The following is a 13,987-nucleotide window of genomic DNA, read 5'->3' on the forward strand; positions in this document are numbered from 1 at the left end:
GGAACTGGCGTGTGCGCTCGAGGTTGATCGCGCTGATCCTCATCCCCACCATCGTGGGCGTGCTCCTCGCGGGCGTGCAGCTCGCCAACGCCATCGGGACGAGCTCCGAGTACCGCCGGCTGACCCAGGTCGCCGAGCTGGTGCAGCGCATCGGCGGGCTCAACCACGAGCTGGCCAAGGAGCGCACGCTCACCGCGTGGTACGTCACCGACCAGTCGAAGGCGGGGCGTTTCGTCCAGCTCAAGACCCAGCGCGCGGCCGTCGACGCGGCCAAGAAGAAGGTGCTGGCCTCGGCCAACGCCATCGACGCCGCGCACTCGGCCCGTATCCGCGACGGCGTGGAGAACATGCGCCGGTGGCTCACCGGCCTGGACAGCCTCCGCACGTCGATGGTGGCCGAGGGCGTGCCCCCGCGAGCCGCGATCACCACGTACACCACCATGATCGGCGTCTTCTCCGCGATCCAGGGCGACCTGGGCGACGGCGTGAACGACGACGACCTCCAGGGTGACGTGGCCGCCCTCGGCTCGCTCCAGCGGGTCAAGGAAGAAGTCTCCAGGCAGCAGGCCATTCTCATGATCGCGCTCATTGAGCGTGAGCTGGACTACGACGACCTGTCGGAGTTCCTCGGCTCGTGGAGCCGCCAGCAGGCCGAGCTGACCGCCTTCGAGCGGGAGGCCGACCCGGCGGACCTGCGGGCGTACCAGAAGAGCATGCGCGGGCCGGACATCGACCGCGCCGACGCCATGCGGCAGCGCGCCCTGGCCCAGGTCCGCGAGTACAACCGGATCCGTGACCTCGACGTCACCTCCGCCCGCGACCTGAGCCGCTGGTACGACAGCACCACCCTGGCCGGCAACACCATGCGCAAGGTCGAGGACTCCCTGGCCACCAAGATCGTGACCAGGGCCCGCGAGCTGAGCGACACCGAGCAGCGCAACGCCATCATCAGCGGCGCGACCATCCTCGTCCTGCTGCTGCTCGTCCTGATCATCACCACCCGGGTGGCCGGTTCGCTGGTCCGCCCGCTGCGCCGGCTGCGCGCCGAGGCGCTCCAGGTGGCCACCACCCGGCTGCCCGAGACCGTCCGCATCCTGCGCGAGTCCGGCGACGGCGCGCAGATGCCCGATGTGCCCTCGGTCGGCGTCAACACCCGCGACGAGATCGGTGAAGTGGCGCGGGCCTTCGACGAGGTCCACCGCGAGGCGCTCCGGCTGGCCGGCGACGAGGCCAAGCTGCGCGCCAACGTCAACGCCATGTTCGTCAACCTCTCCCGCCGCAGCCAGACGCTGGTCGAACGGCAGCTCCAGCTCATCGAGGGCCTGGAGCAGGGCGAGGAGGACGAGCAGCGGCTCGCGAACCTCTTCCGCCTCGACCACCTGGCCACCCGCATGCGCCGCAACAGCGAGAACCTCCTGGTCCTCGCCGGCCAGGAGGCCGCACGCAAGTGGAGCGAGCCGGTGCCGCTGGTCGACATCGCCCGCGCCTCGCTGTCGGAGGTCGAGAACTACGAGCGGGTCCAGATCAAGATCCCGTCCGGCACGCTGATCGTCGGCCCGGCCGTCACCGACGCCGTCCACCTGCTCGCCGAGCTGATCGAGAACGCGATCTCCTTCTCGCCGCGCGAGAGCAAGGTCGAGGTCTCCAGCGTGGCCGCCGACGGCGGCGTCATGATCTCCATCAACGACCTGGGCATCGGCATGAGCCCCGAGGAGCTCGCCGAGGCCAACTGGCGCCTGGCCAACCCGCCCGTCGTGGACGTCGGCGTCTCCCGCCGCATGGGCCTGTTCGTGGTCGGCCGCCTGGCGCTGCGCCACGGCATCCGCGTCCAGCTCAGCATGCGGGAGACCGGCGGCCTGAGCGCGCTGGTGATGATGCCCGACATGCTCATCAGCGGCGGCGCCGGCATGCCGCAGCAGCCCGGCAGCCAGTACGAGGCGTTCACCACGTTCGACCCGAGCCAGTTCGGCGTCGCCGCCGCGCCGGCCGAGGCGAGCCAGAACGGCGCCCCCGTCTCCGCGCCGGACGCGGCCGACCGGGTGCTGGACACGCAGTGGCCGGGCTCGCTGCCCGCCCCGGGCACCGGCAACTGGCCGTCCTTCGCCGACGAGCCGGCCCAGGAGGAGACCCGCTGGGGATCCTTCGGCGAGGAGCCGGGCCGGGACGAGCCGCGCTGGCCGTCCTTCGCCGAGGAGCCCAAGCCGTCCTTCCCCGACGAGCCCAAGCCCTTCTTCGCGGACGAGCCCAAGCCGGCCTTCGGCGAGCTGTCCAAGCCGTTCTTCGCCGACGAGCCGCCCGCGGCCCCGCCGGCGGCCCAGCCCGAGCCGCAGCCGCAGTCCCCGTGGGGCGAGCAGCGCTGGCCCTCCTTCGCCGAGCAGCCGCCGCCGCTGCAGGACGACGAGCCCCGCTGGCCGTCCTTCGCCACCGAGCCGCCGCAGAGCGGGACGGAGGAGCCCCGCTGGTCCTCCTTCGGCTCGCCGTCCTTCGGCGACACCTCGCTCGGCCAGTCGGCCTTCAACGAGGAGCCGCCGCGGCGGTCCCTGTTCGAGTCGGTCGACCCGCCGCGCCCCTCGGCGTTCGGCGAGGAGCCCTACCGCGCGGCCTTCGGCGACCTGCCGGGGTTCGGCGCGGAGGAGCCCAAGCCCGCCGACCAGTACGAGCAGAGCCGTCCGGGCGCCTACGGCCCGTTCGGCCAGGGCGACTACTCCTCCCAGGACCTGACCGGCCCGCTCCCCGTGGTGCGGACCTCGCCCCTGGAGGAGCAGAGCGAGGAGTTCCTGCCGATCTTCTCGTCCGTCGGCTCGGACTGGTTCCGCAGGCCCGACCCGGAGCAGCTGCGCCAGCAGGAGCAGGAGCAGGAGCACGAGATCACCGCCGTGCACCCGCCCGTGCCCGCCGACCCTCCGGCCGCCGCGCCGCCCGCCGCCCCGGCGGTGGGCCGGTCCGGGCTGCCGCAGCGCAGGCCCGGCCAGTCGGGCGCCGGCGCGTCGTGGTCCTCGCCCGCCGACTCCGGTTTCCAGGCGGCCCAGGCCGCCGCGCAGCCCGCCCAGGCCGGCACGACGTCCTCGGGCCTGCCGCGCCGGGTGCCCAAGGCCAACCTCGTGCCCGGTACGGCCAGTCTCGCCGAGCCGCAGCCCACGTCACCGCCGCCGCAGATCTCGCCCGAGCGGTTGCGCAGCAGGCTCTCCAGCTTCCAGCAGGGAGTGCGGCAAGGCCGCGCGTTCACCCGCGGCGAAGAGAATGAGGAGGACAAATGAGAGAGATGAGCCAGGGAGCGCGTGGCATCAGCTGGCTGATCACCGACTTCGTGAACAACGTGCCGGGCGTCGCGCACACCGTCGTGGTGTCGTCCGACGGCCTGCCGCTGGCCTTCTCGGAGGGTTTCCCCAAGGACCGGGCCGACCAGCTCGCCGCGGTCGCCTCGGGCGTGATCAGTCTGACGCAGGGCGCCGCGCGGGTCTTCGAGGGCGGCATGGTCACCCAGACCGTCATCGAGATGCAGCGCGGCCTGTTGATGATCATGTCCATCAGCGACGGGTCCTGTCTGGCCGTCCTCGCGGCTCCCGACTGTGACATGGGCCTCGTGGCGTACCAGATGACGCTGCTGGTCGAGCGCGCCGGTCAGGTGCTCACCCCGGCCGTACGCGCTGAGCTGCAAGCGGCCCGCCCCCGCTAGCGGGCGGTGACAGGAGATCATGGTGTCAGGTCAGGGTTGGGCTGGTGATAGCACTCCGCCGCATCCGGCGGCCCCTCGTCCGCAGAAGCCGAGTTCCCTGGTACGGCCCTATGCCGTGACCGGGGGGCGCACCGCGCCGCGGATGAAGTTCGCCATGGAGGCTTTGGTGTCCTCCGTGACGTCGGAATACCAAGACATTTCCCTACTGAGTCCGGAGTATCAGGCGATCATTCAGCTGACCCGGAACGTCCGGTCGGTTGCCGAGATCTCCGCCCTTTTACGCCAGCCCCTTGGTGTGGTCCGGGTGCTGATCGCCGACATGGCGTCGGAGGGCCTGATCCGCGTGCACCAGCCTGCGCTGGAAGCGGGAAAGCCGGACCTCAACTTGCTCGAAAGGGTGCTCAGTGGACTTCGCAGGCTCTAGCCCCGGTCTGACCTCGACGAAGATCGTCGTGGCCGGGGGCTTCGGCGTGGGGAAGACGACGTTCGTGGGAGCGGTCTCGGAGATCCTGCCGCTCACCACGGAAGCGGTCATGACGGACGCCTCGGCCCACGTCGACGACGTCTCGCTCACGCCGAACAAGACGACCACCACGGTGGCGATGGACTTCGGACGTGTGTCGCTGGATCGCGACCTGATCCTCTACCTGTTCGGCACCCCCGGACAGCACCGGTTCTGGTTCATGTGGGACGACCTCGTGCGCGGCGCGATCGGCGCCGTCGTGCTGGTGGACACGCGCCGTCTGGCGGACAGCTTCCCCGCCATCGACTACTTCGAAGAGGCCAAGCTGCCCTTCGTCATCGGCATCAACGGCTGGGACGGCCAGTTCGCCCACGCGGAGGACGAGATCCGCGAGGCCCTGTCGGTCGGCGGTCACATCCCGATCGTCCGCCTCGACGCCCGCCAGCGCGACACGGTGAAATCCACCCTGATCACGCTGGTGGAGCACGCGCTGACCCGCCACTCGCACACGCCGGTGTAGCCGGACGCGCCCCGGGCGCGCGCAGCTGGATCAGCGCGCGCCCGCCCGCGCGGATCTGGGTCCGCGCGCGCCGGCCCGCGCCTCAGACGGTGGCGGCGTGGCCGCGCACCAGCCGGCCGACCTCGGCGCGGAGGTGCACGAAGTCGGGGTGCTCGCGGGTGGTGATCTGGTCGCGCGGTTCGGGCAGGTCGACCTTGAGGTCGCCGACCACGTGCGCGGGCGCCTTCGACAGCACCACGACGCGGTCGCCGACGTAGACGCTCTCGTCGATGTCGTGGGTGATGAGCACGATCGTCATCTGGTGGTGGCCGCGCACCTTCAGCACGAGGTCTTCCAGGTCTTCGCGGGTCTGGGCGTCGACCGAGCCGAACGGCTCGTCCATGAGCATGAGCGAGGGCCGGTAGGCCAGCGCCCGCGCGATCGCCACCCGCTGCTGCATGCCGCCGGAGAGCTGGAACGGGTACTTCTTCTCGGCGCCCTGGAGCCCGACCGACTCCAGCGCCTCCTGGGCGGCCTCGCGGCGCTGCTGCTTGTCCATGCCCCGGCGGCGCAGCGGCAGGGCCACGTTGTCGGCCACCGACATCCACGGGAACAGCGACCGGCTGTAGTCCTGGAAGACCACCGCCAGGTTGTCGGGGGTCTGCCGGACCAGCTCGCCCTCGACCCTGACCTCGCCGCCGGTCGGCCTGATCAGCCCGGCGATGGAGCGCAGCAGGGTCGACTTCCCGGCTCCCGACGGCCCGACGATGCACAGCAGCTCGCCCGCGGCGACGCTCAGGTTCAGCCCTTCGATGGCGTGGTGCGCGTTGGGGCCACCGCCGCCGTAGACGTGGGAGAGGTTCTCTATCTCGAGCATGGATGTCCTAGGGGGCGAGGCCGCGAGCGGAGGACCGACTCGGGAAGCCGGAAATGTCGGGATGGCTCTACGGTGTCGGATCTTACCCTTGAGTCTTCGCGGCTGTCATGGGATGCGTACGCTCCACGACTCCCGCTCGTTCAGCGCCCGGACGTCGGCGTCGGAGATGCGCCGCTGCGCCCCGGCCATGGCGGCCAGCTCGGCCTCCGTCAGCACGTCGGCGATGTCGGCGAACCCGTCGGGCGCGCGCTCGGTCACCAGTGCGATCGTATCCTCGATGGGCAGCGCCCGATGCGCCACCACCAGCGCCGACGTGGGCGGACGCCGTTCCTCCTCGTACGCCTTGAGCGCCGTGACCGGGTCGCCGGACGTCGCCAGGCACCGGGCCAGCACCCGCGCGTCGAGCACCGCCTGCGAGCCGCCGTTCGAGCCGATCGGGTACATCGGGTGCGCGGCGTCGCCCAGCAGCGTCACCCGGCCCTCTCCCCAGACGGGCAGCGGGTCCCGGTCCACCATCGGGTACTCCAGGATGCGCGGGGAGGCCGCGAGCAGCCCCTGCACGTCGGCCGGCCGGTACCGCCAGTCCGCGAAGTGCGCGGCCACCTCCTCCAGCCGTCCCGCGCGCGACCAGTCGGCCTCCGCGGCGACGCCTGGCCCGGCCACCTTGACCTCGGCCACCCAGTTGACCAGCCGGGGGTTCTTGGCCGAGATGTGGTAGGTGACGAACTTCCCGGCCAGGTTGGAGCCGCCGACCAGCACGGTGGCGCCGTCCAGGATGGGGTCGGCCTCGGCCACCCCGCGCCACATCCGGATGCCCGCCCACAGCAGCGGGTCGTGCGACGGGTGCAGCAGGGCCCGTACCGTGGACTGCACGCCGTCCGCGCCGACGAGCACGTCCACGCGTTCCTCCACCAGCTCGCCGCCCTGCCGGAGGCGGACGAGGACCTCCTCGCCGTCCTGCTCGAAGCTCTCCAGGCGGACGCCCGTCCGCACCGGGCCGGCCCGTTCCTCGACCGCGGCCAGCAGCGCCATCTGCAGCTCGCCCCGGTGGATGCTGTACTGCGGCCAGCGGTAGCCGGCCGAGCGCCCGCGCGGCAGCGCCAGGATCACGTTGCCGTGCCGGTCGGCGAAGGTCATGAAGGTCGTCTCCACGCCCAGCGCGGCCAGCTCGCCGGCCAGCCCCAGCTCGGTCAGCTCCCGTACGGCGTGCGGTTGCAGGTTGATCCCGACGCCGAGCGGCCTCAGCGCGGCGGCCGCCTCCACGACCACGCACTCCAGCCCGGCCGCCGCCAGGCTGAGCGCGGTGGTGAGCCCGCCGATGCCGGCGCCCACGACCATCGTCCTCACGTCGCCCCCAGTGGTCTCGATCCGGTCCCACGTGTCCCTGACGGGGAACATGACGGTAAGTTTCTCGCCCTTTGCAGGCCGAAGACCAGACTTATCCCATTAACCTCGTTCCTATCTGGGTGTGAGGTGTGTGATGCGCGGATTCAGTGACGGGGAGTTCGCCTACCTGCTTGAGCACGACCTGGCGCGGCTCGCCACGGCCGGAGCCGGGGGGACGCCGCACGTCGTGCCCGTGCGCATCCATCTCCAGCCGGACCGCGGCATGATCGCGGTCGGCTCCCGCCTGCTGCCCGGCGGCGTGCGTCCCCGGCGGTACCGGCGTGACGTCAGGGACAACCCCGAGGTGTCGCTCGTCGTGGACGACTTCACCGAGGACGGGCCGCGCGGCGTCCTCGTCCAGGGCGTCGGGCGGGTCCACGCCAAGGGCGGCGAGCGGCTGAAACCCGGGTACGAGCCCGTATGGGTGGAGATCATGCCGCTGGCCGTCGCGTCGTGGGGCATCGACTCGGGCGCCTACGAGCCACCGCGCACCCGCCCGGTCGCCGCCGGCACGTTCACCGCTCCGTGAGCCGCCCGCACGTTCACTGCTCCGTGAGCCGCTGCGCGCCGAGGTGCCAGGCCAGCACCCGCCGCTCGGCCACCAGGAACAGCTCGTTGAGCAGGTAGCCCAGCACGCCGAGCAGCACGATCCCGGCCCACATCGCGGGCAGGTCGAACGTCGAGTACGCGGTGGTGAGCTGGAACCCGATGCCGTTGGAGGCCCCCGGCAGCAGCTCGGCGAAGACCATGACGATCAGCGACAACGACAGCGACAGCCGCAGCCCGGCGAACATCTTCGGCAGCGCCGACGGCAGGACGACCCGCAGCAGGCGTTCGGTCGCCGACAGCCGGAACACCCGCCCGGTGTCCAGGTGCAGCGGATCGACCGCCCGCGCGCCGTCGGCGGTGTTGAGCAGCACCGGCCACACGACGCTGAACATGATGAACGCCAGTTGCATGCGCAGCCCGAAGCCGAACACCACCAGGAACACGGTGACCAGCGCGGGCGGCGGGATCGCGCGCAGGAACTGCAGCACGCCGTCGAGATAGTCGTAGACCCGCGCCGACAGCCCGAACGCCAGCCCGAGCACCACCCCGGCCACCGCCCCGCCCGCGAACCCGGCGGCCATCCGGCCCAGGCTCGGCAGGACGTCGTCCACCGCCGCGCCGGTCAGGAACAGGCTGCCCGGCGGGCCGGAGAACCACATCTGGTGCATCCGGGCCACGATCGTCGTCGGCGGCGGGAAGAACGAGCTGCCCGCCAGCCGCGTGCCCGCCTCCCAGGCCAGGACCAGCACGGCCAGCACGGCCACCCGGAACGCCGTGCCGCGCGTGCGGTCGCGCGCCGACGGGCCGCGCCCGGCCCTGGTCACGACCCCTCCGTCAGCCGGGCGTGGTGCCAGCGGAAGGCGCGCCGCTCGACCGCCACCAGCAGCGCGTTGACCAGCACGCCGAACAGCCCCACCCAGAACACCCCGGCCAGGATGTCGGTCATCCTGGCCGGGACCGCGATCCCGGCGAAGAAGATGAACACGCCGATGCCCTCCCCGCGCCCGGCCACGATCTCGGTGCTGACGGTCAGGATGAGCGCCACGGACGCCGCCAGCCGCACGCCCGTGGTGATGAACGGCGCCGCCGACGGCAGGCTGACGCGCAGCAGCACCGACAGCGGGCCGAAGCCGTAGGAGCGCAGGGTCTCCTTGGCGACGGGGTCGACGCCGCGCAGGCCGTACATGGTGTTGTAGAGGACGGGCCACATGGCGGCGTAGAGCACGAGCGTGACGCGGAGCTGCAGGCCGGTGCCGATCACGAGGGCGACCAGCGGGATCAGCGCCACCGAGGGGATCGGCCGCAGGAACTCCACCACCGAGCGGGTGGCGGCGTCGATCACCGGCACGCTGCCGAGCAGCAGGCCGAGCGGCACCGCCACCAGCACCGCGAGGCCGAGCCCGAAGGCCCAGGCCAGCAGGCTGGTGCGGGCGTGGGCCAGGAAGGCGGGGTCGGCGAGCAGCGCCAGGCCGCGCCCGACGATCCGGCTGGCCGGCGGCAGCACCTCGGCGTCCACCAGCCCCGACCGGCTCAGCAGCTCGACGAGGACGGCGAAGCCGGCCGCCCCCGCCGCCCGGCGCGACCACCGCGTGGCGGCGCCGGCCGGACGGCGGACGACGCCCGTAGCGGTGCTGCTCACCCCGACGTCGTCGGCGACATCAGCGTCTTGACGTCGATCTCCTTGCCCAGCCACTTGGCCTCCCACATCCAGTCGGCCACCCGCTGCAGCCGTACCGGGTTGTCGGAGCTGGAGAAGTAGGGGAAGGTGACCGTGGCCGCCGTGGACGCGTCGATCTGCGTGAAGTTCGGCAGCACCTTGGCCACCACCTCACGGTTGTTCTCCATCAGCTTGGCCGCGTTGTGGATGGCCCGCTGGAAGGCCGCCGCCGTCCTCGGGTTCTTGTCGTACCAGTCCTGGGTGCTGATGTATCCCGAGATCGGGAACTCCGCCGCCGGCCCGGAGGCCGGGTCGAGGATCTTGCGCGCGCCCATCGACGAGGTCGCCGCGGTGACCTGCGGCTCGCCCAGGTAGGCGGCGTCGATCTGGCCGCTCTTCCACGAGGCCATGATGTTCTGGAACGTCACGGGGACGTACTTGATCGTGCCGGGGTCGATGTTGTTGGCCTTGAGCACCTGGGTGAGCGCGAGCTCCTGGAAGTTGTGCAGGACGTTGACGTTGATCGTCTTGCCCGCGAGGTCCTTCGGCGTCTTGATGGGGGAGTTGGGCAGCGCCATGATGCTGAGCGAGTCGGGGGCGGCCCGCGAGCCCTCGGCGAGCACGTGGATCTTGATCGCCCCCTTGTCGTGCGCCTGGAACATCGACACGTAGTTGCCGAACATGGCGTCGATCTCGCCGTTGACCAGCATGGGGATCGCCTCGGGGGCGGCCTGGACGACCTGCGGGGTGACGTCGAGACCCTCCTGCTCGAAGAGCTTCTGGTCGATGGCGACGTAGATGGCGGCACTGTCGATGGCGGGCAGGGTGGCGATCTTGAGCTTCGTCTTCTCCAAGGCGCCGCCGCCGCCGTTCGCGGAGGCGGAGGGTGGTGCGCTGGCGGTGGTTGAGCCGCCGGTGCTGCACGCTACGGCGCCTAAAGTCACAGCGAACCCGATGATGGCGGCCTTGGCGGAGCGGCCAAGCCTCATGTCAGGGACTCCCTTCAAGACGTGGAGCCGGGGGGACCGGGTGGCTGAACTGCCCCCGGGGCTGAGTGCCTGACGAACAAGCAGGAATCGACCGTAGCACCACATTGGCAGTCATTATCAAGAAAATGACTCTTGTGGTTGCAATGTCCGTTTGCCGCTCTATCGTAAATAGAGGCGTGAGATGTCTTTGTCCGTTTTGGGAAAGAGGGTGGCGACCGGGGCGTCTGTTACTGGTGGGACTAGCTGACCTGGATCGTTCCGCGGGCGGAAGGGGGCTTGCGGAACACGTTTCGGCTGCCCGTTTTTGCAGGTAAACGGCGGTCTACCAATTTTGTCACAATTTTTGGACAATCCGGGATATAAGCCTCAGAGGGGCACTATAGGTGGTTGGTCCAGACCGGCACCTGTGCTCAAATGGCCCTCATCTCGATTGTACATATTGCCCCACGTGCATTTACCTGCATGGTCTTCGAGAATTCCCCTCCGGGGCGAGAGGTTGCGAGGCAAGTGAGAACGCAGAGCGCTGAAGCTTCCGCTGACCGCGAGCCGCACGGGCACCAGAAGCGACGGCTGCCCAAACCTGCTTCTAACAGGTTCGGATTGGGCAATTGGCACGTACGATCGCGCCTCGTGGCGTTGATCGTCGTGCCCACGGCTGTCGCGGTGGGCCTGGGCGGGCTGAACGTGATCACCTCCCTCAGGGACGCCAACACCTACCAGACACTCAGAGAGGTGGCCGAGCTCAGCGAGCAGCTCGGCGCCGTCACGCACGAACTGGCCTTCGAACGGGACGAGACCGCTCTCTACATCGCCCAAGGTCGTCCGGAGAGCCGCGCGGCCCAGCTCCGCACCACCTACAGCGGGGTCGACAACCTCATCGACGAGGCCAAGGTGCGGGCCGGCGCCCTCACCGACACCCACGCGGACTCCGTACGCCCGGTGCTGCGCCGCCTGGAGGAGATCCAGACCCTGCGCGACACCGCCGTCAAGGGCAAGATCCAGCCGCTGCCGATGATCCAGAAGTACTCCCAGATCATCGCCACCCTCCTGCAGTTCCACGACCAGGTGGGACAGGTCGCGGTGGACGACGACATCTCCCACAGCGCCAGCTCCATGGCCGCCATCGCGCGCGCGAAGGAGCAGGCGTCCAAGCAGCGCGGCATCCTGGCCAGCGCCCTGGACAAGAAGAGCTTCGACAGCGGCGAGCTCGACGCGCTCTCCGACGCCAAGGCGCGCGAGGAGAGCGAGGAGACCCTCTTCGCCACCCTCGCCAGCATCGACCAGCTTGAGCTCTACCGCGACACCGTGGTGGGCAGGGACGTCGACCAGACCGACCTGTTCCGCCTGCGGGCCATGGCCCAGTCCGTCGAGGCCAAGCCCCTGAGCATCGGCGTACGGCCGGACAAGGACGTCGGCACCTGGTTCGACGTCAGCACCGGCAAGATCGACGCCCTGCGCAGCGTGGAGAAGTCGCTGGCCTCCTCGGTCATCCTGCGGGCCCGCGCCCTGGAGGAGGCGGCCAACCGCTCGGCGCTGATCTCCGGCGTGCTCATCATGATCCTGCTGATCGTGGTGCTGATCATCATCACCTTCATCGCCCGCTCGCTCATCAGGCCGCTGCGCAGGCTGCGCGGCGAGGCCCTGGACATCGCCGGCAAACGCCTGCCGGAGACCGTGCGGGCGCTCCGGGAGGCGGGTGACGGCAAGGTCGGGCCCGTCCCGCCGATCGGCGTGGACACCCACGACGAGATCGGCGAGGTGGCGCGCGCCTTCGACGAGGTCCACCGCGAAGCCGTCCGGCTGGCCGGCGAGGAGGCGCGGCTGCGCTCGAACGTCAACGCGATGTTCGTGAACCTGTCGCGGCGCAGCCAGACGCTGGTGGAGCGGCAGATCACCCTGATCGACGGTCTGGAGCAGGGCGAGCAGGACGAGCAGCGGCTCGGCAACCTGTTCAAGCTGGACCACCTGGCCACGCGCATGCGGCGCAACAGCGAGAACCTGCTGGTGCTGGCGGGTCAGGACCCGCCGCGGCGCTGGAGCCAGCCGGTCAAGCTGGTCGACGTCGCCCGCGCCTCCCTGTCGGAGGTCGAGAGCTACGAGCGCGTCGTGCTCCAGGTGCCCGACGGCGTGTCGGTGGCCGGCCAGGCCGTCAACGACGTCATCCACCTGCTGGCCGAGCTGGTGGAGAACGCGCTGTCGTTCTCGCCGCGCGAGACCCGGGTGGCGGTGTCGGGCAGCAGGATCGACGGCGGCGGCGTGATGTTGTCGATCACCGACTCCGGCATCGGCATGACCCCCGAGGAACTGGCCCAGGCCAACGACCGCCTCACCGACTCGCCCAGCGTCGACGTGTCGGTCTCGCGGCGGATGGGCCTGTTCGTGGTCGCCAGGCTCGCCCACCGGCACGGCATCAGGGTGCAGCTCCGTCCGCACAGCTCGGGCGGGCTGACCGCCATGGTGCTCGTCCCGGAGAACATGCTCGGCACGCAGCCGCCCGGGTTCGCGGGCATGCAGCCGGCGGCGGCCGAGAGCACGGCCGGGAGCGAGCCGTACGTGGGGCCGCACGCGGCGCCCCCGGCCACCGACTGGCCGCCGATCTCCGCTCCGCCCGAGGCCGACTGGCCCGCGGCCGCCTCGGCCGCCGGGTCCGACTGGCCGCCCGCGCCGCCCGCCCCGGGAGCCGACTGGCCGCAGACGCCGCTCACGCCGGCGGCCGACTGGCCGCAGGCGCCCCCGGCCGCCGGACAGGACTGGCCGCGGCCCACCTACCAGATGGGGCCCGCGCACCCGTCGTACCCCTCGAACCCGGAGGCGGGGGGCAACTGGCCGCAGTGGCCGTCCGACGGCTGGCCCTCCGACCCGCACGGCGGCGGCTTCGACAGCCACGACATCTGGTCGCCGCCGCGCAACAACGGCGATCGCGGGCTGCCCAAGAGGCCCCCGGCCGAGCCGCCGCCCCCCTGGAAGCAGGACGGCTTCCCGCGTGCGCGGCCCGACTTCCCCGAGACCGAGTCGGCGGCCACCGGCCCGATCCCGCCCGTGCCGCCCGCCTCCGCCGGGGACGACTACCTGCCGATCTTCGCCGCCGTCGAGTCGGCCTGGTTCGGACGCGACGAGGGCGGCTGGGGCTCGACCAAGGCCGACGCCGGCTGGAGCGCGGCCGAGGCGGTGGCCGAGCCGGCCCGCGACGGCACGACCGCGGCCGGCCTGCCCAAACGGGTGCCCAAGGCGAACCTGGTGCCGGGCTCGGCCGACACCTCCGCCTCGCCCAAGGGCGTCTCCCCGATGCCCTCGGTCTCGCCGGACCGGGTGCGGAACCGGCTGTCCAGCTTCCAGCAGGGCTTCCGGGCGGCCCGCGACGACATCACCGGGGGCAAGGCGTTCCAGCCGGGCCCTCGCGGCTCCTTCAACGGTGAAGCCCACAACAGTGACAGAGAGGAGGGCGCATGAACGACCTGAGCCACGCGGCGCGCGGAGTCGACTGGTTGATCACCGACTTCGTCAGCACGGTCCCCGGTGTGGCACATGCGGTGGTCGTCTCGTCCGACGGGTTGCCGCTTGCGGCCTCGTCGGGTTTCCCGGCTGACCGGGCTGACCAGCTGGCCGCCATCGCGTCGGGGCTGGTGAGCCTGACGCAGGGTGCGGCCAGGGTGTTCGAGGGTGGTGCGGTCAACCAGACGATCGTGGAGATGCAGCGCGGGCTGATGCTGATCATGTCGATCAGCGACGGCTCGTGCCTGGCGGTGCTGGCGGCTCCGGACTGTGACATGGGGCTGGTGGCGTACCAGATGACTCTGATGGTGGATCGCGCCGGTCAGGTGCTGACCCCGGCGGTGCGGGCCGAGTTGCGCGCCAGCCAGACCAGGTGATGTAGGTGACGGACCAGAGATG

Annotated in this window: 12 protein-coding genes; 7 read left to right on the forward strand and 5 right to left on the reverse strand. The window is 71.0% G+C overall.

Annotated features, from left to right (window positions below):
• Positions 1-11: 11 nt before the first annotated feature.
• From ACIBQ8_RS29950 to ACIBQ8_RS29965, 4 genes are read left to right on the forward strand one after another with little or no spacing between them, the layout of a single operon-like run.
• Positions 12-3,257, forward strand: a complete 3,246-nt coding sequence (locus ACIBQ8_RS29950; RefSeq protein ID WP_397193505.1) for a nitrate- and nitrite sensing domain-containing protein — start codon at positions 12-14, stop codon at positions 3,255-3,257.
• Positions 3,258-3,262: 5 nt separating this feature from the next.
• Complete coding sequence (locus tag ACIBQ8_RS29955; RefSeq protein ID WP_201760494.1) at positions 3,263-3,676, forward strand: roadblock/LC7 domain-containing protein; 414 nt, start codon at positions 3,263-3,265, stop codon at positions 3,674-3,676.
• A gap of 19 nt (positions 3,677-3,695) precedes the next feature.
• Positions 3,696-4,100 (forward strand): DUF742 domain-containing protein, encoded by a 405-nt coding sequence (locus ACIBQ8_RS29960; protein WP_397169472.1) that lies wholly within the window; start codon positions 3,696-3,698, stop codon positions 4,098-4,100.
• Positions 4,081-4,659, forward strand: a complete 579-nt coding sequence (locus ACIBQ8_RS29965; protein ID WP_397169470.1) for a GTP-binding protein — start codon at positions 4,081-4,083, stop codon at positions 4,657-4,659. The genes ACIBQ8_RS29960 and ACIBQ8_RS29965 overlap by 20 nt, the downstream gene beginning before the upstream one ends.
• Before the next feature lie 82 nt (positions 4,660-4,741).
• Here the strand turns inward: ACIBQ8_RS29965 and ACIBQ8_RS29970 are convergent, their stop codons facing one another.
• Together ACIBQ8_RS29970 and ACIBQ8_RS29975 are read right to left on the reverse strand one after the other, a co-directional pair.
• Positions 4,742-5,515: an ABC transporter ATP-binding protein gene (locus tag ACIBQ8_RS29970; protein WP_357971191.1), complete on the reverse strand. Its 774-nt coding sequence runs from the start codon at positions 5,513-5,515 to the stop codon at positions 4,742-4,744.
• Between the two features lie 105 nt (positions 5,516-5,620).
• A complete protein-coding gene (locus ACIBQ8_RS29975) occupies positions 5,621-6,913 on the reverse strand; it encodes a flavin-dependent oxidoreductase (protein ID WP_397193506.1) in 1,293 nt (430 codons plus the stop codon).
• 82 nt (positions 6,914-6,995) lie between these two features.
• On the opposite strand from ACIBQ8_RS29975, the gene ACIBQ8_RS29980 reads away from it, so the two are divergent.
• Positions 6,996-7,430, forward strand: coding sequence for a pyridoxamine 5'-phosphate oxidase family protein (locus ACIBQ8_RS29980; RefSeq protein WP_397169467.1), 435 nt, complete (start codon positions 6,996-6,998; stop codon positions 7,428-7,430).
• A gap of 13 nt (positions 7,431-7,443) precedes the next feature.
• Here the strand turns inward: ACIBQ8_RS29980 and ACIBQ8_RS29985 are convergent, their stop codons facing one another.
• From ACIBQ8_RS29985 to ACIBQ8_RS29995, 3 genes are read right to left on the reverse strand one after another with little or no spacing between them, the layout of a single operon-like run.
• A complete protein-coding gene (locus ACIBQ8_RS29985; RefSeq protein WP_397169466.1) occupies positions 7,444-8,274 on the reverse strand; it encodes an ABC transporter permease in 831 nt (276 codons plus the stop codon).
• The gene (locus ACIBQ8_RS29990; protein ID WP_397169464.1) at positions 8,271-9,089 is read right to left on the reverse strand and encodes an ABC transporter permease; all 819 of its coding nucleotides are present in this window, start codon (positions 9,087-9,089) and stop codon (positions 8,271-8,273) included. Before ACIBQ8_RS29990 ends, ACIBQ8_RS29985 begins: the two co-directional genes overlap by 4 nt.
• A complete protein-coding gene (locus ACIBQ8_RS29995) occupies positions 9,086-9,961 on the reverse strand; it encodes an ABC transporter substrate-binding protein (protein ID WP_358283719.1) in 876 nt (291 codons plus the stop codon). The genes ACIBQ8_RS29990 and ACIBQ8_RS29995 overlap by 4 nt, the downstream gene beginning before the upstream one ends.
• Positions 9,962-10,726: 765 nt before the next feature.
• Here ACIBQ8_RS29995 and ACIBQ8_RS30000 point away from each other — a divergent pair.
• Together ACIBQ8_RS30000 and ACIBQ8_RS30005 are read left to right on the forward strand one after the other, a co-directional pair.
• Complete coding sequence (locus tag ACIBQ8_RS30000; protein WP_397169462.1) at positions 10,727-13,546, forward strand: nitrate- and nitrite sensing domain-containing protein; 2,820 nt, start codon at positions 10,727-10,729, stop codon at positions 13,544-13,546.
• Positions 13,543-13,965 carry a roadblock/LC7 domain-containing protein gene (locus ACIBQ8_RS30005; protein WP_020546542.1) on the forward strand — a complete coding sequence of 141 codons (423 nt, stop codon included), beginning with the start codon at positions 13,543-13,545 and terminating at the stop codon, positions 13,963-13,965. Before ACIBQ8_RS30000 ends, ACIBQ8_RS30005 begins: the two co-directional genes overlap by 4 nt.
• Positions 13,966-13,987: the final 22 nt, after the last annotated feature.

This window comes from Nonomuraea sp. NPDC049646 (assembly GCF_044465525.1).
Lineage (GTDB): Bacteria > Actinomycetota > Actinomycetes > Streptosporangiales > Streptosporangiaceae > Nonomuraea.

What these genes read in the sequence shown, in the direction of transcription:
- ACIBQ8_RS29955 (WP_201760494.1), top strand. Translation starts at nt 3,263, where the DNA reads ATGAGCCAGGGAGCGCGTGGCATCAGCTGGCTGATCACCGACTTCGTG.
- ACIBQ8_RS29960 (WP_397169472.1), top strand. Translation starts at nt 3,696, where the DNA reads ATGGTGTCAGGTCAGGGTTGGGCTGGTGATAGCACTCCGCCGCATCCG.
- ACIBQ8_RS29970 (WP_357971191.1), bottom strand. Translation starts at nt 5,515, where the DNA reads ATGCTCGAGATAGAGAACCTCTCCCACGTCTACGGCGGCGGTGGCCCC.
- ACIBQ8_RS29975 (WP_397193506.1), bottom strand. Translation starts at nt 6,913, where the DNA reads ATGTTCCCCGTCAGGGACACGTGGGACCGGATCGAGACCACTGGGGGC.
- ACIBQ8_RS29980 (WP_397169467.1), top strand. Translation starts at nt 6,996, where the DNA reads ATGCGCGGATTCAGTGACGGGGAGTTCGCCTACCTGCTTGAGCACGAC.
- ACIBQ8_RS30005 (WP_020546542.1), top strand. Translation starts at nt 13,543, where the DNA reads ATGAACGACCTGAGCCACGCGGCGCGCGGAGTCGACTGGTTGATCACC.